At 60.7% G+C, this 21,183-nt stretch carries 20 protein-coding genes and 1 tRNA gene; 8 read left to right on the top strand and 13 right to left on the bottom strand.

Annotation, left to right across the window (positions count from 1 at the left end; all coding sequences use genetic code 11):
* The first annotated feature begins 19 nt into the window (after positions 1-19).
* Both serS and cysG read left to right on the top strand, forming a co-directional pair.
* Positions 20-1,300 carry a serine--tRNA ligase gene (gene serS, locus Q6A47_RS00450; protein ID WP_029614448.1) on the top strand — a complete coding sequence of 427 codons (1,281 nt, stop codon included), beginning with the start codon at positions 20-22 and terminating at the stop codon, positions 1,298-1,300.
* A complete protein-coding gene (cysG, locus tag Q6A47_RS00445; RefSeq protein ID WP_039578426.1) occupies positions 1,301-2,692 on the top strand; it encodes a siroheme synthase CysG in 1,392 nt (463 codons plus the stop codon). It abuts the gene before it with no gap.
* A 35-nt stretch (positions 2,693-2,727) separates the two neighbouring features.
* On the opposite strand, the gene Q6A47_RS00440 is transcribed toward cysG, so the two are convergent.
* The 8 genes from Q6A47_RS00440 to Q6A47_RS00405 form a co-directional block, all read right to left on the bottom strand.
* Entirely contained in the window at positions 2,728-3,687 is a 960-nt protein-coding gene (locus Q6A47_RS00440; RefSeq protein WP_304482533.1) for a glutathione S-transferase family protein, read from the bottom strand.
* Positions 3,688-3,781: 94 nt separating this feature from the next.
* Positions 3,782-4,780: a glycosyl transferase family protein gene (locus tag Q6A47_RS00435; RefSeq protein ID WP_369811401.1), complete on the bottom strand. Its 999-nt coding sequence runs from the start codon at positions 4,778-4,780 to the stop codon at positions 3,782-3,784.
* 8 nt (positions 4,781-4,788) lie between these two features.
* Entirely contained in the window at positions 4,789-5,124 is a 336-nt protein-coding gene (locus tag Q6A47_RS00430) for a TusE/DsrC/DsvC family sulfur relay protein (protein ID WP_029614450.1), read from the bottom strand.
* A complete protein-coding gene (tusB, locus tag Q6A47_RS00425) occupies positions 5,121-5,417 on the bottom strand; it encodes a sulfurtransferase complex subunit TusB (protein ID WP_116888492.1) in 297 nt (98 codons plus the stop codon). The genes Q6A47_RS00430 and tusB overlap by 4 nt, the downstream gene beginning before the upstream one ends.
* Complete coding sequence (gene tusC / locus Q6A47_RS00420) at positions 5,417-5,776, bottom strand: sulfurtransferase complex subunit TusC (protein WP_304482531.1); 360 nt, start codon at positions 5,774-5,776, stop codon at positions 5,417-5,419. Before tusC ends, tusB begins: the two co-directional genes overlap by 1 nt.
* Position 5,777: 1 nt before the next feature.
* On the bottom strand, positions 5,778-6,170 hold the full coding sequence (tusD, locus tag Q6A47_RS00415) for a sulfurtransferase complex subunit TusD (RefSeq protein WP_039578413.1): 393 nt from the start codon (positions 6,168-6,170) through the stop codon (positions 5,778-5,780).
* 85 nt (positions 6,171-6,255) lie between these two features.
* The gene (locus Q6A47_RS00410; protein ID WP_304482529.1) at positions 6,256-7,635 is read right to left on the bottom strand and encodes a nucleobase:cation symporter-2 family protein; all 1,380 of its coding nucleotides are present in this window, start codon (positions 7,633-7,635) and stop codon (positions 6,256-6,258) included.
* A 121-nt stretch (positions 7,636-7,756) separates the two neighbouring features.
* Complete coding sequence (locus Q6A47_RS00405) at positions 7,757-8,428, bottom strand: Bax inhibitor-1/YccA family protein (protein WP_029614455.1); 672 nt, start codon at positions 8,426-8,428, stop codon at positions 7,757-7,759.
* A 133-nt stretch (positions 8,429-8,561) separates the two neighbouring features.
* On the opposite strand from Q6A47_RS00405, the gene Q6A47_RS00400 reads away from it, so the two are divergent.
* From Q6A47_RS00400 to Q6A47_RS00390, 3 genes are all read left to right on the top strand, one after another.
* Positions 8,562-8,649 (top strand) — tRNA-Ser (locus tag Q6A47_RS00400).
* Positions 8,650-9,046: 397 nt separating this feature from the next.
* Positions 9,047-9,691 (top strand): hypothetical protein, encoded by a 645-nt coding sequence (locus Q6A47_RS00395; protein WP_304482526.1) that lies wholly within the window; start codon positions 9,047-9,049, stop codon positions 9,689-9,691.
* A gap of 152 nt (positions 9,692-9,843) precedes the next feature.
* Entirely contained in the window at positions 9,844-10,479 is a 636-nt protein-coding gene (locus Q6A47_RS00390; protein WP_304482524.1) for a hypothetical protein, read from the top strand.
* A gap of 46 nt (positions 10,480-10,525) precedes the next feature.
* Here Q6A47_RS00390 and Q6A47_RS00385 read toward each other — a convergent pair whose 3' ends face one another.
* The gene (locus tag Q6A47_RS00385) at positions 10,526-11,071 is read right to left on the bottom strand and encodes a hypothetical protein (protein ID WP_304482523.1); all 546 of its coding nucleotides are present in this window, start codon (positions 11,069-11,071) and stop codon (positions 10,526-10,528) included.
* Positions 11,072-11,227: 156 nt separating this feature from the next.
* Here Q6A47_RS00385 and Q6A47_RS00380 point away from each other — a divergent pair, with 156 nt between their 5' ends.
* Complete coding sequence (locus Q6A47_RS00380) at positions 11,228-11,719, top strand: GNAT family N-acetyltransferase (RefSeq protein WP_304482522.1); 492 nt, start codon at positions 11,228-11,230, stop codon at positions 11,717-11,719.
* A gap of 41 nt (positions 11,720-11,760) precedes the next feature.
* Entirely contained in the window at positions 11,761-12,114 is a 354-nt protein-coding gene (locus Q6A47_RS00375) for an SH3 domain-containing protein (protein WP_039578394.1), read from the top strand.
* 555 nt (positions 12,115-12,669) lie between these two features.
* On the opposite strand, the gene Q6A47_RS00370 is transcribed toward Q6A47_RS00375, so the two are convergent.
* Positions 12,670-14,073 (bottom strand): GGDEF domain-containing protein, encoded by a 1,404-nt coding sequence (locus Q6A47_RS00370; RefSeq protein WP_304482521.1) that lies wholly within the window; start codon positions 14,071-14,073, stop codon positions 12,670-12,672.
* Between the two features lie 162 nt (positions 14,074-14,235).
* On the bottom strand, positions 14,236-16,065 hold the full coding sequence (locus Q6A47_RS00365) for an SLC13 family permease (RefSeq protein WP_039578391.1): 1,830 nt from the start codon (positions 16,063-16,065) through the stop codon (positions 14,236-14,238).
* Positions 16,066-16,254: 189 nt separating this feature from the next.
* On the opposite strand from Q6A47_RS00365, the gene Q6A47_RS00360 reads away from it, so the two are divergent.
* Positions 16,255-18,051: a glycoside hydrolase family 15 protein gene (locus Q6A47_RS00360; RefSeq protein WP_304482519.1), complete on the top strand. Its 1,797-nt coding sequence runs from the start codon at positions 16,255-16,257 to the stop codon at positions 18,049-18,051.
* Positions 18,052-18,138: 87 nt separating this feature from the next.
* On the opposite strand, the gene nuoN is transcribed toward Q6A47_RS00360, so the two are convergent.
* Positions 18,139-19,608, bottom strand: a complete 1,470-nt coding sequence (gene nuoN, locus Q6A47_RS00355) for an NADH-quinone oxidoreductase subunit NuoN (RefSeq protein ID WP_029614119.1) — start codon at positions 19,606-19,608, stop codon at positions 18,139-18,141.
* A 7-nt stretch (positions 19,609-19,615) separates the two neighbouring features.
* The gene (gene nuoM / locus Q6A47_RS00350) at positions 19,616-21,148 is read right to left on the bottom strand and encodes an NADH-quinone oxidoreductase subunit M (protein ID WP_029614118.1); all 1,533 of its coding nucleotides are present in this window, start codon (positions 21,146-21,148) and stop codon (positions 19,616-19,618) included.
* Between the last annotated feature and the right edge of the window lie 35 nt (positions 21,149-21,183).

The raw sequence follows: 21,183 nt of genomic DNA, 5'->3' as shown, positions 1-21,183 counted from the left end.
CATATAACGAGAGAACGATATGCTCGATGCCAAACTGTTACGCGGCCAACTTCAGGAAGTGGCGGATCGCCTGGCCTCCCGTGGCTTCAGCCTGGATGTCGCGCGCATCGAATCACTGGAAGAGCGTCGCAAATCGGTGCAGACCCGCACCGAGCAGCTGCAGGCCGAGCGTAATGCCCGCTCCAAGTCCATCGGCCAGGCCAAGGCCAAGGGCGAAGACATTGCGCCGCTGATGGCGGATGTCGAGCGCATGGCCAACGAGCTGGCCGCCGGCAAGACCGAACTGGACGAGATCCAGGCCGAGCTGGACGGCATCGTGCTGACTATCCCCAACTTGCCTGATGCCAGCGTACCCGTCGGCCCGGACGAAGAGGCCAACGTCGAGGTGCGTCGCTGGGGTACAGCGCCTGAATTCGATTTCGATATCAAGGATCACGTTGCCCTTGGCGAGATCAGTGGCGGTCTGGACTTCGAGACCGCCGCCAAGCTGTCCGGCGCTCGTTTCGCCTTGCTGCGCGGTCCGATCGCTCGCCTGCATCGAGCCCTGGCGCAGTTCATGATCAATCTGCACACCAGCGAGCATGGCTACGAAGAGGCCTACACCCCGTACCTGGTTCAGGCTCCGGCATTGCAAGGTACCGGTCAGTTGCCGAAGTTCGAGGAAGACCTGTTCAAGATCAGCCGTGAAGGTGAAGCTGACTTCTACCTGATCCCTACCGCCGAAGTGTCGCTGACCAACATCGTTTCCGGCGAAATCCTCGACGCCAAGCAACTGCCGATCAAGTTCGTTGCGCACACTCCCTGTTTCCGCAGCGAAGCGGGTGCGTCGGGTCGTGATACGCGCGGCATGATTCGTCAGCATCAGTTCGACAAGGTCGAGATGGTACAGATCGTCGAACCGGGTAAGTCCATGGAGGCGCTGGAAGGCCTGACCGCCAACGCCGAACGCGTCCTGCAATTACTCGAACTGCCTTACCGAGTATTGGCGCTGTGCACCGGGGACATGGGCTTCAGTGCAGTGAAAACCTATGACCTCGAAGTCTGGGTGCCTAGCCAGGGCAAGTATCGCGAGATCAGCTCCTGCTCCAACTGCGGCGATTTCCAGGCTCGACGCATGCAAGCGCGCTGGCGCAACCCGGAGACTGGCAAGCCGGAGCTCGTGCACACCCTCAATGGCTCGGGCCTGGCCGTGGGCCGTACGCTGGTTGCGGTGCTGGAAAATTACCAGCAGGCTGACGGGTCGATTCGCGTGCCAGAGGTACTCAAGCCCTACATGGGCGGCGTCGAGGTCATTCGCTAAATGAAATACCTGCCACTGTTCCACCGGTTGCAGGGCGGGTGGGTGCTGGTTGTCGGCGGCGGCGAGATCGCCTTGCGCAAGGCGCGTCTGTTGGCAGAGGCCGGCGGCCTGCTACGCGTAGTGGCGCCTGAGGTCGATGGTCAGCTCGCTACGCTGGCCAGGGAAGGCGGCGGAGAGGTGCGGGTGCGCGGCTACCAGGTTGGCGACCTGGAAGGTTGTCGGCTGGTGATCGCGGCCACCGACGATGCAGCTCTTAACGCTCAGGTGTCGGCCGATGCGCAGGCCATGAACCTGCCGGTCAATGTGGTGGATGCTCCGGCGCTGTGCACTGTGATCTTCCCGGCAATCGTCGATCGTTCGCCGCTGGTAATCGCGGTGTCCAGTGGCGGCGACGCGCCCGTACTGGCACGTCTGATTCGCGCCAAATTCGAGGCCTGGATTCCGTCGGCTTACGGTGAGCTGGCGGGTTTGGCCGCGCGTTTTCGTGACAAGGTCAAAGGTCTCTATCCGGACGTCAACCAGCGGCGGGGCTTCTGGGAAACCGTGTTCCAAGGTCCGATCGCCGAACGTCAATTGGCCGGGCAGGGGGCGGAGGCTGAGCGTCTGTTGCAGGCGATGGTCGACGGTGCGCCTGTTCAGCAAGGGGGTGAGGTGTACTTGGTCGGCGCCGGTCCTGGCGATCCCGATCTGTTGACCTTCCGTGCCTTGCGGCTGATGCAGCAGGCTGATGTCGTGCTGTATGACCGCCTGGTGGCTCCGGCCATCATCGACATGTGCAGGCGCGACGCAGAACGTATCTATGTCGGCAAGCGCCGGGCAGAACACGCGGTGCCCCAGGAGCAGATCAATCGCCTGCTAGTCGATCTGGCCCGTCAAGGCAAGCGTGTATTACGCCTGAAAGGCGGCGACCCATTCATTTTCGGGCGCGGTGGCGAGGAAATCGAAGAGCTCGCAGCAGAGGGTATTCCGTTTCAGGTTGTGCCTGGGATTACCGCAGCCAGCGGCTGTTCGGCGTATGCCGGCATTCCGCTGACCCATCGCGATCACGCCCAATCGGTGCGTTTCGTCACTGGCCATCTCAAAGATGGCACCAGCAACCTGCCGTGGACTGACTTGGTCGCGCCTGCGCAGACGGTAGTGTTCTACATGGGACTGGTCGGGCTACCGGCTATCTGCGCCGAACTGATCCGCCATGGGCGAGCCCCCGGCACACCAGCGGCGCTGGTACAGCAAGGCACGACGCGCAACCAGCGGGTGTTCACCGGCACCTTGGCCGACCTGCCTGAGTTGGTGGCCCGACACGACGTCCACGCTCCAACGCTGGTGATTGTGGGCGAGGTGGTACAGCTGCGCGAAAAACTGGCATGGTTCGAAGGCGCACAAAGCAGCTGAATTCTAACGGGGCCGTCGAGCGGCCCCGTTAGGTTCTACCCTTCAAAAATGCCATTACCCGGTAACCGCGTCCGGTCATGTGGCAAGCCGAAATCTTGCTGCGGTCCCTTGGGTACGATGCCATTGGGATTGATGGTCTTGTGGCTGAGGTAATAGTGATTCTGGATATGCTGCATATCCACGGTATCTGCGATTCCTGGCCACTGATACAGCTCTCGTAGCCAGTTCGAGAGGTTGTGGTAATCGGCTACGCGACGCAGGTTGCATTTGAAGTGGCCATGGTACACGGCGTCGAAACGCACCAGCGTTGTGAACAATCGTACATCGGCTTCGGTCAGGTACTCACCGGCCAGGTACCGGCGCGTGTCCAGCAGTGTTTCCAGATGATCCAACTCGTCGAACACCGCGTCGAACGCTTCCTCGTAGGCGTGCTGGGTAGTGGCAAAGCCTGCCCGGTAAACGCCGTTGTTCACGGCCGGGTAAATGCGTTCGTTCAGCGCGTCGATGGTGCTGCGCAGCATCTCGGGATAGAGATCCAGTCGGTTGCCGGTCAGTGCGTCGAAGGCGGTGTTGAAGAGGCGGATGATTTCCGCCGACTCGTTGTTGACGATGCGCTGCTCTTGCTTGTCCCACAGTACCGGCACCGTAACGCGGCCGCTGTAGTGCGGATCGTCCGATGTGTAGCGCTGGTAGAGGTACTGCAATCCATCGAGCGCATCGCCGGTCGAGCCCTGCGCGGTGTCAAAGGTCCAGCCATGCTCGCCCATCAACCAACTGACCACCGAAACGTCGATCAAGGGTTGCAAGCCTTTGAGGGTGCGCATTATCAGGGTGCGATGGGCCCAGGGGCACGCCAGCGAAACGTACAGGTGATAGCGTCCCGCTTCGGCAGCTGGCAACGCGCCGCGGCGTTGCGAGTCTTCGCGGCGAAAAGCGCCGTCCTTGCTGTTTTCGTACCACTGGTCATGCCAGCGGCCATCGATCAAAAGGCCCATGTGAGCGCTCCAATAGCCAGTCATTGGTGATTGGAGACCAGTCTATGGAATATCGTTCGAGCGATCAGTGCAAAGATCGCCTGCTTTTGATCGATTAATCAGATGTATTGCGCGCCTGCCAAGCCTCTCGGGCGTTACTGAAGGCCTGCTCACGGTCTTGTCCGAGCCCACGTAGCGCGAGGGCGATGGTCGCTATGACTGCCAACTCGCCGTAGCTGTCATGCGCCTCTGCGCGCCAGACCGCCAGCAAGTGGTGTGGGTCCAGGCTTGCCGGTTTGACGTGACGCTGGGCGCTTAATGCTGGCCATTCCTCGTCCCAGGCCAGGCTGTCATCGGTGCCATAAAGATGGCTGACAACGTCTGGATTGACCTCGATCTCACCGCCATCGCCCTTGATTACCAGCGCGGAGTCACCGAGCAGTCGACTGGCTTCGCGGTGAACGGCCTGGTAACCCGGGTGGAAAATACTCTGTAGGCTGCGGCGAGCGCCGAGCGGATTGAGTACACGGGCCAGCGAGTGGATGGGTGAACGCAGGCCCAAGGTATTGCGCAGGTCGATCATGCGCTGCAGTTGCGGTGCCCAGTCTTGCAAGGGGGCGAATGCCAGGCCGCGCTGGTCAAGGCTGTTGGCTACCGCTTGCCAGTCGCGGCACAGAGGGATATCGAGCAGCCCGAGCAACTGCTCGGTATACAAGCGCCCGGCGGTATGAGCGCCGCCTCCGTGCATGAAGATGCGCACGCCGGTGTTGGCCAGGCACTTGGCCGCGAGCAGATACCACGGCAGGTGACGCTTCTTGCCGGCGTAGCTTGGCCAGTCCAGGTCGACCGCTAGGGGTGGTGCTTGCACCTGGCTGCGCAGCGCTTGGGTGAAGCCTGCCAGCTCCTCCGGACTTTCTTCCTTATGTCGCAGCAGCATGAGGAACGCGCCGAGCTGGGTATCCTCGACCTTGCCTTCGAGCAGCATCGTCATCGCTGCGCGGGCTTCTTCGCGGGTCAGGCCGCGCGCGCCGCGCTTGCCCTTGCCAAGAATGCGCACGAACTCGGCGAAGGGGTGTTCGGCCGGCGTGTGCACGTTAAGCGGGGTCGGGTTCATCGGCTCGCTCATATGCAGTTGGTCGGCTTGGGCAGGCCGGCTAGCTTGGCGGCCAATTTCGCAGGGGTGCCCTTGAACAGACGGTTCAGGTGGGGGCTATTGCCCTTGTCCGGGCCGAGTTTCAGCGCTGCGTACTTGATCAACGGACGGGTAGCGGGAGAGAGTTGGTACTCCTCATAGAACTGACGCAGCAGTTCGAGGACTTCCCAGTGTTCCGCACTGAGGACGATACCTTCTCGTGCGGCCAGCACTTCGGCGACGTCGGTGGACCACGCTTGCAGATCGAGCAGGAAGCCATCCTTGTCCAACCCAATGGTGCGATCGCCAGCAGTCAGGATGCTCATAACCAGGTGTTGACCTTATCGTAGTGCAGCGAGAGTTCGACGAAGGCTGGGTAGTCCACAGCCTGTGCGGGCTCGCCACAAATGGCACGGGCTTGCAGGTCTTCATCAAGCGCGAACAGGCGGCCCTCCAGGCCTGCGGACTGCAGCGCGCGGAAGGGTTCGCTATCGGTCTTGAGGGCGTACGTTGCATCACCGCACAGCAGCAATGCGTCCTGGGTGCCCAGTAGTCGCAGGCAACTGGTCAGGCGGCTATCACCGAAGGGGGAATGGCTAATGACGTGTAATGTTTTCATCAGAGCGTTATCACTTGATCGAATCGGGCGATAAGGGCTGACAGGGCTGCATCGTCGAGTGCCTGCACACGCAATTCCAACGAGTGGGGATCCAATCCGCGCGCTTGCAGGCTACGCGTGCAGGCGAACAACTCGTCGACGCCAAACATCGGCAGCGCTTGCAGGTTGGCCGCGAGATTTTTCTGCTGCAGCGCTGCCGGTTGCTGGCCGCTGGCGAGCTGGAACACGCCATCATCGAGAAACAGCATGCCGATTGGCAAATCGAAGGCGCCCCCGGCTAGGGCGATGTCCAGTGCTTCGCGTGCGGTCATACCTGCCCAAGGAGCCTGGCGGGTGATGATCAATAGGGACTTGGCCATTTCAATCGCCTCCGAAACAAACCAGGCGGTCCGCTACTTGCGCAGCTTCATGCAGTTGCCCAAGACCGGACAACTCCCAAGGCTCAGACAGGTTCACGGCAGGGCGTTGGTAGCGGTTGGCCTCTGCTTCGTCGAGCACACCCCGGCGCAGTGCAGCCGCGATGCAGACCACAGCGTCGAGATGATGATCGCTGACGAACGTGCGCCACTGTGCGGCCACATCCCGTTCATCCTGAGGGAAAACGATGGAATTCGAAGTGCTGTGGACGCCGTCTTGATAGAAGAACAGCCGGGTAATCTGGTGCCCGCCGTCCAGCACCGCTTCAGCGAAGCGTAGCGCGCGGCGCGAGGAGGGCGCATGGGCTGGAGAAAACACCGCGATGGCGAATTTCATGGAAAGCTCGGGCAAGGAAATGCGCTCATGATAAAGCAAAAAGCCCGCACCTGTGGGCGCGGGCCTTGTCTGGAGCACGCATAGATCAAGTGCGTGCGTGGGTGTCCGGCAGGAACCAGTTCAACACCAGGGCACAAATACCGCCGGTGGCCACGCCCGATTCCAGTACGTTACGCAGGGCCGCGGGCATATGGGCCAGGAATTCCGGCACTTGCGCAACGCCCAACCCGAGCGCCAGTGACACGGCGATGATCAACAGCGCCCGACGGTCCAGATGTGTACTGGCCAGGATATTGATACCGGAGGCTGCGACCGCACCGAACATTACCATTGCCGCCCCGCCCAGTACCGGTTCAGGCACTGCCTGGATGACTCCCGCCACGGCTGGGAACAGTCCCAGGAGCACCAGCATAAACGCGATCCAGACGCCAATGTGGCGGCTGGCAATGCCGGTGAGCTGAATCACCCCGTTGTTTTGCGCAAAGATCGAACTGGGGAAGGTGTTGAACAGCCCGGCCAGCAGAGAGTTAGCGCCGTTGACCAGTACCCCGCCCTTGATCCGCTGCATCCAGAGCGGTCCCTGGACCGGCTGGCGTGAAACCTTGCTGGTGGCCGTCACATCGCCGATAGCTTCAAGCGAGGTCACCAGGTAGATCACTAGCATCGGAATGAACAGCGCCCAGGAGAAACCCAGGCCGAAGTGCAGAGGTAGTGGAACCTGGAACACTGCGGCCTGATGCATGCCGGTGAAGTCCAGACGGCCCAGATAGCCCGCCAGGGCATAGCCAACCGCCAAGGCAATGACGATGGCGCAGCTGCGCATCCACACCATTGGCACACGGTTGAGCACCACGATGATTGCCAGTACTACGCCTGACAGCAGCAGGTTCTCGCCAGTGGCGAAGGTGCCATTACCCATCGCTGCAAAGCCGCCACCCATGCTGATCAGACCGACCTTGATCAGGGTCAGGCCGATCATCAGCACTACGATACCGGTCACCAGCGGCGTGATAAGACGCTTGATGAACGGCAGGATGCGCGACACGCCCATCTCTACGAACGAGCCGGCGATCACTACGCCAAAGATCGCTGCCATCACGCCCTCGACGGGGGTGCCCTGCTTGACCATCAGCGCGCCACCGGCGATCAGTGGTCCGACGAAGTTGAAGCTGGTGCCCTGCACGATCAGCAGTCCGGCACCGAAGGGGCCGAAGCGTTTGCACTGAACGAAGGTGGCGATGCCGGAGATGACCAGGGACATGGATACGATGAGGTTGGTGTCCCGCGCCGACACGCCCAGTGCTTGGCAGATCAGCAGACCCGGGGTCACGATCGGCACGATGATCGCCAGCAGATGCTGCAACGCAGCCAGTAGGCCTATCATCAGTTTCGGCTTGTCCTCGAGGCCGAGAACCAGTTCGTTGGCAGGCGCTGCGGCACCTGGCTCGTGTTCGTTTGAGCTCATGGGAAACGCCCGGAAGCAAAAAAGGAACGCATTCTACGGGGCAGGGAGAAGAAGGGATAGAGGAGAGTGGGTATGAAAAAGCCCGCCGAAGCGGGCTTTCCTGGCGATTAGCTAACGTCGATCAGTCGTCACGACCCATGATGCCAAACAGCTGCAGCAGGCTGATGAACAGGTTATAGATCGAAACATACAGGCTAATGGTCGCCATGATGTAGTTACGCTCACCGCCATGGATGATGGCGCTGGTCTGGAACAGAATGCAGACCGAGGAGAACAGCACGAAGCCCGCGCTGATCGCCAGTTGCAGACCGCTGATCTGGAAGAAGAAGCTCGCTACAACGGCGCCCAGCAGTACGAAGAAGCCCGCAGTGATGAAGCCACTGAGGAAGCTCATGTCGCGACGCGTGATCAGTACGTAGGCGGAAAGACCACCGAACACCAGCGCGGTCATGGCAAACGCCGAGCTGACGACTTCAGCGCCGCCGGCCATGCCGAGATAGCGGTTGAGGATCGGCCCGAGAATGAAGCCCATGAAGCCGGTGAGGGCGAAGGTGGAGACCAGGCCCCAGACCGAATCGCGCAGCTTGGCAGTTAGGAAGAACAAACCGTAGAAGCCGATCAGCACCACGAACACGTTCGGGTAGCCGACGCGCATCTGCTGGGCGACGAAGGCCATGACACCGCTGAAGGCAAGCGTGAGAGCCAGCAGACTGTACGTGTTGCGCAGGACCTTGCTGACCTCCTGCTGCTCGACCTGCTGGCCGTGGTGTACGGCGTAATCCTGCTCGCGCATGGCGATACTCCTGTGGATCCTGTGGGTTTGAAACGTTCAGATGCAAAGATCATAACAGAGCCTTCGCAACCGGCGACATAGAGAGTTTGACAGCTTGTTTCATTACGGTATGATTGCCGCCGCTGAACGCGCTGGAAGCGTGGCCGAGTGGTTTAAGGCAACGGTCTTGAAAACCGTCGATGGGCAACTATCCTAGAGTTCGAATCTCTACGCTTCCGCCATATTTTTTGCCAAAAGCCCTGACTAGTCAGGGCTTTTGCGTTTTTATCCATCCGATGGATCGACTTAAGCCTTCCCCCTCAGGGACCACCGACTACAGCGATAGCTCACTCAGATCTCGCTGGATCTAAACGCTTTTGTCATACGATCTGCTTTGGACACATTCAAGCTCCACTGCTTGTCACGCGTCATAAAAATTTGCAAATAGTACTGGTTGTACATACAGTTTTTTTGTGCGAGCATGCTCACAGCCTAGTCACGCATCAGTTGGTCCTGGAAAGCTATTCTGAGCATTTCTAGCGAAGGCCCTCGAGCCTCGAGTCATCGCCATAGAGCGAAATGAATGCATCCTCATACATGCGGCTGCATCACTTTCTTTGTCCGATATCGAGGTGTCATATGAAAAATTTGAAAGCTTTGGCTATTGCGATTCCACTGCTATCAGCTACAGCGGTATCGTCCGCGTGGGCAGCAACTGCACAATCGTGGAATCTGGCTCGGGACATGTACCTGATGACCGAAGCTAAGCCTGCAGGGTCTCCGTGGTCATTCTTGCAGAATAAATCTTCTGTCAATGCTGAAGCTAACTACACGCCTTTCCCATCGTTCTCAGCTGACCAGTGCAATGACAACAATGTGACTTGCTGGCGTGACGTGGCAGCGGGTTCGGCTTTCCTTAGCATCAAGAAATCGTTTGTTTTCACCGGTTCCGGGAAAAGCTTCACCTTCAAACAGGGGGACGTAGCTACCCATCCTGGCGTGAATTCGCAGGTCATTGTCCGCTGGGCAAGCCCAGTTTCTGGAGCTGTCAATTTGCTAGGCAGAATAAATGATTTGCACGATGCTTGTGGCGATGGCGTGGCTTGGTTTTTGAATCTCAATGACACTCCCATCAAGACCGGCGTGATTGCAAACGGTGGTAGCGCTATCATCAAAGCCGATTCTATTGCTGTCACCAGCTCTGATTCGCTTTATCTGATCATTGACAAAAAAACGGATTATCAGTGTGACTACACTAGTCTGGATCTTCTAATTACTAACTGACTTTCTAAAAAGAGAGGGCCTTATTTCTCAGGCCCTCGCTCTGTTGTCCTACTCAGCCAAAACTTAGACGGCATGATTTTGCATTTTTCGTCCAACCTTCTAGAATGCAGCCCCCTTCAAAGGGGTCGTAGTCATCAAGCAAGGAAGTCGATATGCAATTTGTGAAAGCCCTGGGGCTGGCGATGGTCGTCACGCTGGGTGGATGTGCCAGTTTCACCAAGGATGAAGTACCCCACGTAGACTTGCCTTCGATGGCCAGCTACTCGAACAAGCCGAACGTCTATGTAGACTTCGACTTCTTCCAGGGAGACCCTGGTAATGCCAAGGCCAACGAAGTGCCTCAAGCTCGAGACATGCTCAAGCCCGAGCTCAAACGTATCCTCACTGAATCTGGCCTGTTCGGTCGGGTGACACTCGATGAGTTCGAGCGTCAACCGGGTGATGACCGTTTACGATTGAAGGTCTACAACCACACGCCGAGTGGTGGACAAGCGGTATTTGCGTTCATCAGCGGCTTGACCCTGACGATCATTCCCGCGCTGGCTACCGACCAGTACACCATGACGCTCGAAACGCTGGATGATCGCGGTCAGGCGCTGGCCAAGTCTTCCAACCACGATGCTATCAACACTTGGATGGGTATCTGGTTCCTGCCTTTGGCGGGAAATACACCAAAGGCGGCTGTGAGTGATACATTCGCCCGTCAGGTCAACGCACTGCTGAAAAGCTGGGTTGAAAAGAATCGGACCAAGTACTCGTCGATTGAAGGCCGCACACCGCGTGCCTGATACAAGAAGAGCCGCTTTTGCGGCTCTTTTTCTTGAGGGCGTAGGCCTATTTCATCGCCCGGATGAATTGCGGGTCGCTGTACAAACTCTTGAGTAGTGCCTGCAACATTGGGTTGTAGTTGTTGGCAGCGGCCGGGATGGCAATTGGACCGAAGAAGCTGCTATCCCATTCGCGGGTCACGTCTTTGGTCGCCTCATAAACGACCTGTCCGCCTCGGCGAAGGGTAAATCGGGCAGCCAGTTCACCTTCGCCATTGGCAAGGCCGGCAGTCAGTTGGCTCTTGATCAACTGGACGTGCAACTCGCGGTCCGCCTGGGGATCGAGCAGGCCTGCGCGGCGCAACTCGTCGTTGATAGCCGTTTGAACATGCGCAGGGATACTGCCAATGGGTGACGAGATCGGATTCAGGCGAACCCTCAGCGAATCCTGTCCGGCATCGGCGTTGACTTGAGCGTCGCGCACAGGTTGCAAGGGGGCATGCTGCTTCAGTTGCTGAACGTTCTGGAAGTCAGGTTCGTAGCGGGCCATGGTTACACCGCAGCCTTGTAGCAGAAGGGCACAGAACGGCAGGGTCAAGTAGAGTTTTTTCACAGCAGATCCTTGCTAGCAGGTTAAGGCGCGAGATTATCGATACATAGCACTGAGCTATCAACCACTATAAGCAGGCCTTCGCGGCATATGGCGATGCATGACGGGGCCGCTGCGGTTAGGATGTCGACCTCCGAAATTCGCACCAGGGAAAACGTCATGACCGCCATTCGTTTGCGCTGCGCCACGCCTGCCGACACGGATCGCTGCTACCAGATAGAAACCCGCGCATACGAAGGCGATGAAGCCGCCACCCGTGAAAAGATCGCCACCCGTATCGCTCAGTACCCTGAAGGGTTTTTGCTGTTGGAGTTGGACGGCCAGATCGCCGGCTTCATCAACAGTGGTTGCGCCCATGACGTCGTGATGTCCGACGAGGCGTTCAAAGAACTGATCGGGCATGATGCGCAGGCTGCCAATGTGGTGATCATGTCGGTGGTGGTCGATCCGGCGTTCCAGGGGCGTGGACTGGCTGCGCAGTTGATGGCGCGCTTCGTCGAGCAGATGCGCGAGCGCGGCAAGTCGACCATTCATCTGATGTGTAAGGATCGACATGTTGGTCTTTACGAAAAGATGGGCTATCGCTATGTGCAGCCGTCCAGCTCCGAGCATGGCGGGATGGCCTGGCACGATATGGTCATGGCACTGTAAACCGACGTTGGGCATCTTCTCATTCAGCCAAGGAGTGGCGTGTGAACTACGTGGTCATCGAAAGGCATCGCAGCGAGTATCCGAAACCCATCAGCTTCGCACAGGGCGTGCGCTTGCAGATCGGTCAGCGCTATGAGGGAGACAAAGGCTGGGAGGACTGGTACCTGTGCCACTGTGCAGGTCAGGAGGCGGGATGGGTACCAGCGCAGGTGATAGAGCGCCTGGGAGTCGGCGAGGGCAGGTCGTTGGAGCCGTATTCGGCGCATGAGTTGGACGTCGATCCCGGTCAGGTCATGGTCGGGTTGCGGCCGCTCAATGGCTGGTTGTGGTGCCGCAGGCAGCGCAATGGCGAGCTGGGCTGGCTGCCGATGCACAAGTTGCGTCGACTGGACTGAAAGGCGTGTGCCGCACGGCATCTGATATGCTTTTTTTCCGCAAAGCTGAATCTGTAACCGTATCAGTGCAGGCCTGACAATAGCCCTCAAGCCCTGCAGTGCCAAGCATCATGCGCAGGGCAAGCAGGGCTGCACCGCAACCGTAGTGGGCAGCTCCGCCAATCAGTCCCTACTGTCTCGAGGTTCCAATGGGCAAGCTTGCGTTTTTCCTGGGTGGTTTCCTGCTGCTGACAATTGCGATTGGCCTGCTGGGCACCATTCCTCCGAGTTGAAACTCCCTTTACTACAGCCTTTCGAGCCTGTCTCTGGTTGAGACGGGCTCGCGGTGTTTGTGCGTGAAGCTGTCTCACTGAAAAGCATCAGCGACGGACGCTGTGCGATAAGTCGTTCTCCTGCCTGGGAATTCTGTCCACAGAAAACGTGGGCAGGTCTGTGGATAAAGCGCTGGAGACCAGAGGGGGAGCGGGCTTCGTTAGATTGAGCAGAATTTGTACAGCGTGTGAGGGCTAGCTCAGCGGCGTGACGGCTCCTGATACGGCTCAGGCGGCCGACGATTCAAATCACCTGGCGCTGGGCCTGCTCCACCCGGTTGCGACCTTGCGCCTTGGCCCGATACAGCGCTTGGTCGGCGTCGGCCAGCAGGTTGTCCAGGCTGGAGGCCGGTCGCTGATCGCTGCAACCGCTGATGCCGATGCTCACGGTGACGCGTAGTTGCTCTTCGCCCCCACGCACCTGCAATTCCTGAACGGCGCGGCGCAAGCGTTCGGCGGTGAAGCTGGCCTGTTCCGGGAGCAGCCCCGGCACGATGATTGCGAACTCCTCGCCGCCCAGGCGGGCAAGCAGTTCGCCGTCATGCAACTGCGCCTGCAGTACCTGGGCGCATTCACGCAGAACCTGATCTCCAACCGCATGGCCATGGCGGTCGTTGATCGCCTTGAAATGGTCGATGTCGAGCATCATCAGGGTCAAAGGCAGCATCTGACTGTGCTGTCGACGACCTTCCAGCAAGGCGTTGGCTTGTCGGGTGAAAGCACTACGGGTGAGGGCACCGGTGAGGTGATCGACGTTCGCCTGGTGAGCCAGGCGCGCCAGCAGCGCGCGGTTGGCGTGGCTGATACACGCCACGATCAACGGGCCGAGCACCAGCATGGCGATGCCCAGCCGTGCGGACATCAAGGCGGTCACTCCGGCCTGGCTCTGCGGCATGCTGAAGTGCATGAGGTTCTGCGCAACCGCCACGATCAACGTGCTTCCTGCGGTCAGGGTCAACAGCGAAAGCAGGAACGGTGAATAGCTCAGGGCGCACCACAGCAAGGCCGAGATCGGGAAGGCGATCGCACCCGGACCGCCGAAGCCGATGCTCAGGGCCAACGAGGCCAGCAGCATGAGCAGGGGAGACAGGCTGATCCGCTGGCCACTGCTGCGCAGCAGGGCAGGCAGGGAAGGCGCGGTGAGCATGATCGGCAAGACCAGCACGCTGGTGGAGAACTGCTCGCTGAACCAGGCCATCCAGGTCGAGCGCAGCGATTGGTCGAACCAGGGTGTTGCCATAAGGCAGGCGAGCGTGGCGGCGACCATCGCGCCGGCCGCACAGGCGGCGAACGTGCGCAGTACGCCATGAGGGGTGCGTAGACGCCGATGCTGGCGCGGCAAGTTGACCAACAGACGCCAGAAGGTGATGACTGCGCCAACATTGCACAGGTTGAACCACAGTGCCGGATACCATTGACTGCCGCACAACAGATCGGCACCCACCATCGCCAGGTACATCAGCGCAATGCCGACGAAACTGCCGTGGCGAGGATGGCGGAGCAGCACGCCGGCCAGCACCGCGTTCACAGGCCAGAACAGCGACAGCGATTCGATCGGCCGGGCCAGGATACCCCCGAGGGTCAAGGCGAAGGTCAGACCGAACAGCAGCAACGCAGGCAACAGGCGCGAATGGGCTGGAAAAACCATGAGCTCGACCACAAGCGAAAAGGTAGACCAGGACGACTGCGGCAACACCTGGGGCACGGCGTGAAGTGTGGTTCAAGCGATGAATTGATGTCAATTGGATATTATTTGGCACCTATCCTCGGTGATATCCGTTCATCGCGGCTCGAGTTTGAGCGTTGTGTGCTACAGACCATAAAACCAGGGCACCATGACCACACTGACGACCATGACCAGCAGTGTGAACGGCACGCCCACTTTGACGAAATCGGCGAAGCGGTATTGCCCGGGGCCCAGCACCAAGGTGTTGACTGGTGAGGAGACGGGCGTCATGAAGGCTGCCGAGGCAGCCAACGCCACGATCATGGCGAAGGGATAGGGCGACAGGCCCAGTTGTTGCGCCGTGCTGACTGCCACCGGGGCCATCAACACTGCGGTGGCGGTATTGGAGATGAACAAGCCGATCAGCGCCGTAAGGGCGAACAGGCAGGCGAGTATGGCCTGCGGCCCGGCGCCACCGAGCAGACTCACCAGCGCCGTCACCGCCAGGTCGATACCGCCGGTCTTCTGCAGGGCCAGGGCGAACGGCAGCATGCCGACGATCAGCACCAGGCTCTGCCAGTGGATGGCACGATAGGCGCTGTTCATGTCGATACAGCGCCCGGCGCCCATCAGCAGACAGCCGATCAGTGCCGCGATGACATTGGGCACCAGGCCACTCACCATCAAGGCGATCATCACTGCCAGGCTGGCCAGCGCCTGCGGCGCCCTGGCGCGAGCTGGCGCCACCTGGTCGATTTCCGCAGGCAGGCTCAGGACGATGAAGTCCCGAGGCTCGGCTTGCAACTGGCGTACCGATTTCCACGGGCCGATGACCAGCAGGGTATCGCCCAGGCGCAGCTTCTCTTCTACCAGGGGCGTCTGCACTGCGTTCTGCTCGCGGCGCAGGCCGACGACGTTGAGGCCGTAGCGGCTACGGAAGCTCAGTTCGAGGAGGTTTTTGCCGATCAGTTGCGAACCCGGCGGCAGCGATACCTCAGCCATGCCCACGTCCTGCGATTGATCGATGAAGTAGGCGGCCTTGAAATGCAGGGGTTCGAGCTGCATGGCCTGGCACAGGCTGCGCAGGTTGTCGTGATTGGCGAACAGATCGAGCAGCAGCACATCGCCTTGATGCAGCACAGTGCCGGAATCAGCAGCGATCACCCGGGTGGTGAACTTGTGCTGGCGTTCGATACCGACCACATTGGCGCCGTGTCGAGTCCGCAGTTCGAGTTCGCCGAGGGTATGCCCGATCAGGGGCGAGTGCGGGCGAATGCGCAGGCGGCGCTCGCGACCACTGAGTTTGTAGTCCAGCACCAGGTCGAGCAGGGTCCGGCGAGTCTCGCTGCGTCCGTCCTTGCGTACCTCACCGTTGAGCCAATGGCGAGTCAGCAGCATGTAGCCGATGCCGAGCACCAGCACCACCAGCCCGAACGGGGTGAAACTGAAGAAGCTGAAACCGGCCAGGCCATGGCGCACCAGTTCGCTGTGCACCACCACGTTGGGCGGCGTCGCCACCAGGCTGAGCATGCCGCTGATCAGACCGGCGAAGCTCAACGGCATCATCAGCCGGCTGGGCGACAGCTTCAGGCGCGCGGCAATGCTCAGCACCACCGGGATGAAGATCGCCACCACGCCGGTGGAACTCATCACTGCACCAAGCCCGGCCACCGCCACCATCAGCAGCACCAGTAAGCGCGCCTCGCTGCGGCCGGCGCGTTCGCTCATCCACTCGCCGATACGGTAGGCGATGCCGGTACGCACCAGACCTTCGCCGATCACGAACAAGGCCGCGATCAGCACCACGTTCGGATCGCTGAAGCCTGCCAGGGCCTGTTCGACGGTGAGAATGCCGGAGAGTGGCAGGAACAGAATCACCAGCAGCGCCACCACGTCCATGCGCGGACGGTTGACGATGAACAGGGTGACGACGACAGCGAGCAGGCCGAGGACCAGTAGCAGGTCAGAGGACATGGGGCAGGGTGATCCTTCACGGTTGAACAGGGAATGAAGCGCCACAGTGTGCCATGTGCACCGACAGGCGTCGTTGACGTGCTGCAGGATTTGTCCGGCTGGGCAGCTCGCGCCTCTACCGATGGCGCAAAGAGGAGGTTGTCGTGGTCACACGCAGAACGAACCGAAGCGCTTTCCCAAGGAGTCCCAATGCCCGCGCACATCGAAGACTATGCTTTGCTCGGCAATTGCCGCAGCGCCGCCCTGGTCAGCCGCGATGGCTCGATCGACTGGTTGTGCCTGCCGCGTTTCGACGCACCTGCGGTATTTGCTGCACTGTTGGGTAATGAGGAGAACGGACGCTGGCGCCTGGCGCCCAGCGATCCTGTGCAGCAGTGCACGCGGCGCTACCTGGATGACACGCTGGTGCTGGAAACCGTATGGACCACCGCCGCAGGTCAGGCGCGTGTGCTGGATTGCATGCCCATGGGCGAACAGAACGCCGTAGTGCGTATCGTCGAGGGCATTTCCGGGCAGACCCACTTCGAACTCGATCTGGTGATGCGCTTCGATTATGGTCGCAGCGTGCCGTGGGTGGAGCGGCTCGATCCGCTGAGTCTCAGCGCGGTCGCCGGGCCCGACCGGCTTATCCTGCGTAGCACGGTGGGTTTGCATGCCATGGACCACCACAGCGTCTGTCGATTCCGTGTCGGCGCGGGCGAACGCCAGGTGTTCGCCTTGCGTCATCAGCCTTCGCACCTGCCGGACGAGGCGGACTTCGACGCCGACGAGGCGCTGGCCCACACCATCAGCCATTGGCGGTCATTCGCTGCTCGCTGCCCCGACATCGGCCCGAACAGCGCGCTGGTGCGTCGTTCGCTGTTGACCCTCAAGGCGCTGACCTACGCCCCGACCGGTGGCATCGTCGCTGCGGCCACCACCTCGTTACCCGAGCGTATCGGCGGCGAACGTAATTGGGACTACCGGTTCTGCTGGCTGCGCGATGCGACCATGACCCTGCTGGCGTTCATGAACCTCGGTTACTTCGACGAAGCCCAGGCGTGGCGCGAATGGCTGCTGCGCTCGGTGGCCGGCAATCCGGAACAGATGCAGATCATGTATGGCCTGGCGGGCGAGCGCGACCTGGCCGAGTTCACCTTGCCCTGGCTGGCCGGGTATGAGCATTCCAGTCCCGTGCGGGTCGGCAATGCCGCCTCCGGGCAGCGGCAACTGGACATTTATGGCGAAGTGGCCGATGCCATGAGTCAGGCGCTCAAAGGGGGTCTACCACGACACCCGCGCAGCGCCGCCATCGCGCGGTTGATCATGCCCTACGTCGAGAGCATCTGGCGTGAACCGGACGAGGGCATCTGGGAGGTGCGCGGCGGGCGCCAGCACTTCGTGCATTCGAAGGTCATGGCCTGGGTCGCCTTCGACCGCGCGGCGAGTCTGGCTGAAACCACCGAAGAGGGCCGCGAGCAGGGACAGCATTACCGGCGGGTGGCCGAGCAGATTCATCGCGAGGTCTGTGAACAGGGACTCGATGCCAGTGGTCAGCATTTCGTCCAGGCCTACGGCTCCAAGGATCTGGATGCCAGCCTGTTGCAGATTGCGCTCACCGGTTTTTTGCCTGCTGAGGATCCGCGCTTTTTGCGCACGCTCGAGCAGATCGAGCAGCGGCTGATGAACAACGGCCTGTTGCTGCGCTACGACACCGACAGTGGCGGCGATGGCCTGACACCTGGGGAAGGTACCTTCCTGGTCTGTTCGTTCTGGCTGGCGGACGTCTATGTGTTGCTGGGGCGCCAGGAGCAGGCCCAGGCGCTGTATGACCATTTGACCGGACTGTGCAACGACGTCGGTCTGTTGGCCGAGCAATACGATCCGATCGGGCAGCGCATGCTGGGTAACTTCCCCCAGGCCTTCAGTCACATCGGTATCATCAACACCGCGCTCAATCTGCACCGGGCGCAGTGTCCGGCAAGGGATCGCGCGAGCAGCGGTTGACCTCGGCTGAACGATGCCTGGTGCAGTGCCTGCTCCTGAAACAAGACACCCCGCCGAAGCGGGGTGTCTTGTTTTGCGGTCAGTGTATCAACCGACCAGGTGCAGTCCAGCCTGCTGGACCAGGTCCAGCAGCGGTTGCGGGTACACGCCCAGCACGAACGCGAGGATCGCCACGGCCAGTAGCATCACGCCACCGGCACGTTGTTCCCAACGCAGCGGTGCATCGTGGCTGCGCAGGTTCGGCTCGGCCAGGTACAGGGTGACCATGACCCGCAGGTAGTAGTAGACGCCGATGGCGCTGCCGATCACCAGGGCCCCGACCAGCCACCACAGTTGCGATTGCACACCGGTGGCGATGATGTAGAACTTGCCGATGAAGCCTGCCGTGAGCGGAATACCCGCCAGCGACAGCATCATCACGGTCAACACCGCCGTCAGGTACGGACGACGCCAGAACAGGCCGCGGTACTCGTACAGCGCGTCGGCGTCACGGCCGGCGTAGGGCGAGGACATCAGGGTGATCACGCCGAAGGCGCCGAGGCTGGTGATCACGTAGGTGACCAGGTACACGCCCATGGCTTCCATGGCCAGGCCTTTGCTCGCCACCAAGGCGATAAGCAGATAGCCGAAGTGGGCGATGGATGAGTAACCAAGCAGCCGTTTGAGGTTGCTCTGGGTCAGTGCCAGCAAGTTGCCGACCAGAATCGAGGCTACCGCGATCACCGCCAGCACGGTGCTCAGCACGCCGCTGCTGGCAGCAGGGGAGAGCATGAACAGACGTACCACCACGGCAAATACCGCGACCTTGCTGGCGGTGGCCAGGAACGCGGCCACTGGCGCCGGGGCGCCCTCGTAGACGTCCGGGGTCCACAGGTGGAAGGGCACCAGCGACAGCTTGAAGGCCAGGCCAACCAGCATCATGCCCAGGCCCAGCTGGGCCAGCAGGCTCGGCATGCTGGTCGCGGCCAAAGCCTTGCCCAACTGGTCGAAGGTCAGGCTGCCGGCATCGGCGTACAGCAGCGCCATGCCGAACAGCAGGAAGGCCGAGCCCGCAGCCGACAGCACCATGTACTTGATGCCGGCTTCCAGTGAGCGCTTGTTGAAGAAGGCATACGCCACCAGGCCATAGACCGGAACCGACAGCAGTTCCAGACCGATGAACAAGCCGGCGAGGTGGTTGGCGCTGACCAGCACTAGACCGCCCAGGGCCGACATCAGCAGCAGCAGGTACAGCTCTTCACGGTTGCCTGGGAAACCTTTGGCGCCTTCGCCCAGGTAGGCGTGGGCCAGCGTCACGCAGGCCAGGGTCGCCACCAGGACGATCGCCATGTACAGGCAGGCGAACTTGTCGATGGTCACCAGGGAGGTGACCGCCAGTGGTGCCACTTTCAAGGCGGGCAGGATCGACAGCAGGGCCAGGTTCAGGCCCACCGTCGACAGCAGGAAGGTCTGCGAGTGATTGCGCTTGAAGGCGATCGCCAGCATCACCACCACCGTGGTGAGGGTGGTGATCAGCATCGGCGCCAATGCGATGAAGTGTTGAGTGGTGAATTCCATAGCGCTCTTACCGGGCCGAAGCGAGTTGAGTGAAAGCGGAACCGAGCCACTGCTGCACACCGCTCATGGTGGCGGCAGAGGTGTCGAGGAACGGCTGCGGATACACGCCCAGCAGGACCAGCAGTGCCGCCAGACCCAGCACCATGATCAGCTCGCGAGTGTCCATGCCGGCCAAGACGGTGTCAGCCTTGCTCGGACCGAAATAGGCGCGGTGGATCATGATCAGCGAGTAGACCGAACCAAACACCAGGCCAGTGGTGGCGATCACGGTGATCCATGGCACGTGGGCGAAGCTGCCGATCAGGATCAGGAACTCGCCGACGAAGTTACCGGTGCCTGGCAAGCCTAGCGACGCGGCGGCGAAGAACAGGCTGATGGCCGGCAGGTAGGCGATGCGGTGCCACAGGCCACCCATCTGGCGCATGTCACGGGTATGCAGGCGCTCGTACAGCTGGCCGGACAGGATGAACAGCGCGGCGGCCGACAAACCGTGGGCGAGCATCTGGATCACCGCGCCTTGCAGGGCTTGCTGGCTGCCGGAGTAGATGCCGATCAGCACGAAGCCCATGTGCGAGACGCTGGAGAAGGCGATCAGGCGCTTGATGTCGGTCTGCGCGAAGGCCAGGAAGGCGCCGTAGAAGATGCCGATCAGACCCAGGGTCATGGCGATGGGGGCGAACTCGGCCGAGGCATTGGGGAACAACGGCAGGGCGAAACGCAGCAGGCCGTAGGCGGCAGTCTTCAACAGGATACCGGCCAGGTCCACGGAGCCGGCGGTCGGCGCCTGGGCGTGGGCGTCAGGCAGCCACGAGTGGAATGGCACCACCGGCAGCTTGACCGCGAAGGCGATGAAGAAGCCGAGCATCAGCAGGTACTCGACACCTGGCGGCAACTGCGCCTTGAGCAGATCGCTGTAGTTGAAGGTGATCACGCCGGTGGTGTTGTAGTTGACCAGCACCAGGCCAAGAATCGCCACTAGCATGATCAGGCCACTGGCCTGGGTGAAGATGAAGAACTTGGTAGCGGCGTAGATCCGGGTCTTCTTGCCATCGGCCGAGCTGTGACCCCAGAGCGCGATGAGGAAGTACATCGGCACCAGCATCATTTCCCAGAAGAAGAAGAACAGGAACAGGTCCAGGGCCAGGAATACACCGACCACGCCACCGAGGATCCACATCAGGTTGAGGTGGAAGAAGCCGACGTGGCGCTGGATCTCTTTCCAGGAACACAGCACCGACAGCACGCCGAGCAGGCCGGTGAGCAGGATCATCAGCAGCGACAGGCCATCCAGGGCCAAGTGGATGCTGATGCCGAAGCGCTGGATCCACTGGACCTTGTATTCCAGCGCCCAGGCGGGCTCGGCGCCCGGAGCGGGGGCCAGGGTGTAGTTGCCGGTGCCCCACAGCCATAGGCCGATGCCGAGCAGCAGGGACATGGTCAGCAGCGCGATCCAGCGCGGCAGGGTGGCGCCGAAGCGCTCACCCAGCCAGCACAGGAAGCCGCCGATGAAGGGGATCAGGATCAGCCAAGGCAGAATCATGACGGGTTCGTTTCCTTTCGCAGAGTCGCAAGGTT

This window comes from Pseudomonas boreofloridensis (genome assembly GCF_030580795.1).
Classification (GTDB): domain Bacteria; phylum Pseudomonadota; class Gammaproteobacteria; order Pseudomonadales; family Pseudomonadaceae; genus Aquipseudomonas; species Aquipseudomonas boreofloridensis.
This window is presented reverse-complemented; position numbering and strand designations above follow the sequence as displayed.

Bases quoted from the DNA above. Each gene is read 5' to 3' on its own strand.
- tusD (WP_039578413.1), bottom strand. From the start codon at position 6,170: ATGAAATTCGCCATCGCGGTGTTTTCTCCAGCCCATGCGCCCTCCTCG.
- Q6A47_RS00405 (WP_029614455.1), bottom strand. From the start codon at position 8,428: ATGCGCGAGCAGGATTACGCCGTACACCACGGCCAGCAGGTCGAGCAG.
- Q6A47_RS00395 (WP_304482526.1), top strand. From the start codon at position 9,047: ATGAAAAATTTGAAAGCTTTGGCTATTGCGATTCCACTGCTATCAGCT.
- Q6A47_RS00370 (WP_304482521.1), bottom strand. From the start codon at position 14,073: ATGGTTTTTCCAGCCCATTCGCGCCTGTTGCCTGCGTTGCTGCTGTTC.
- tusB (WP_116888492.1), bottom strand. From the start codon at position 5,417: ATGAAAACATTACACGTCATTAGCCATTCCCCCTTCGGTGATAGCCGC.
- Q6A47_RS00380 (WP_304482522.1), top strand. From the start codon at position 11,228: ATGACCGCCATTCGTTTGCGCTGCGCCACGCCTGCCGACACGGATCGC.
- nuoN (WP_029614119.1), bottom strand. From the start codon at position 19,608: ATGGAATTCACCACTCAACACTTCATCGCATTGGCGCCGATGCTGATC.
- tusC (WP_304482531.1), bottom strand. From the start codon at position 5,776: ATGGCCAAGTCCCTATTGATCATCACCCGCCAGGCTCCTTGGGCAGGT.
- Q6A47_RS00390 (WP_304482524.1), top strand. From the start codon at position 9,844: ATGCAATTTGTGAAAGCCCTGGGGCTGGCGATGGTCGTCACGCTGGGT.
- Q6A47_RS00440 (WP_304482533.1), bottom strand. From the start codon at position 3,687: ATGGGCCTTTTGATCGATGGCCGCTGGCATGACCAGTGGTACGAAAAC.
- Q6A47_RS00435 (WP_369811401.1), bottom strand. From the start codon at position 4,780: ATGAACCCGACCCCGCTTAACGTGCACACGCCGGCCGAACACCCCTTC.
- serS (WP_029614448.1), top strand. From the start codon at position 20: ATGCTCGATGCCAAACTGTTACGCGGCCAACTTCAGGAAGTGGCGGAT.
- nuoM (WP_029614118.1), bottom strand. From the start codon at position 21,148: ATGATTCTGCCTTGGCTGATCCTGATCCCCTTCATCGGCGGCTTCCTG.
- Q6A47_RS00430 (WP_029614450.1), bottom strand. From the start codon at position 5,124: ATGAGCATCCTGACTGCTGGCGATCGCACCATTGGGTTGGACAAGGAT.
- Q6A47_RS00360 (WP_304482519.1), top strand. From the start codon at position 16,255: ATGCCCGCGCACATCGAAGACTATGCTTTGCTCGGCAATTGCCGCAGC.
- cysG (WP_039578426.1), top strand. From the start codon at position 1,301: ATGAAATACCTGCCACTGTTCCACCGGTTGCAGGGCGGGTGGGTGCTG.
- Q6A47_RS00410 (WP_304482529.1), bottom strand. From the start codon at position 7,635: ATGAGCTCAAACGAACACGAGCCAGGTGCCGCAGCGCCTGCCAACGAA.
- Q6A47_RS00365 (WP_039578391.1), bottom strand. From the start codon at position 16,065: ATGTCCTCTGACCTGCTACTGGTCCTCGGCCTGCTCGCTGTCGTCGTC.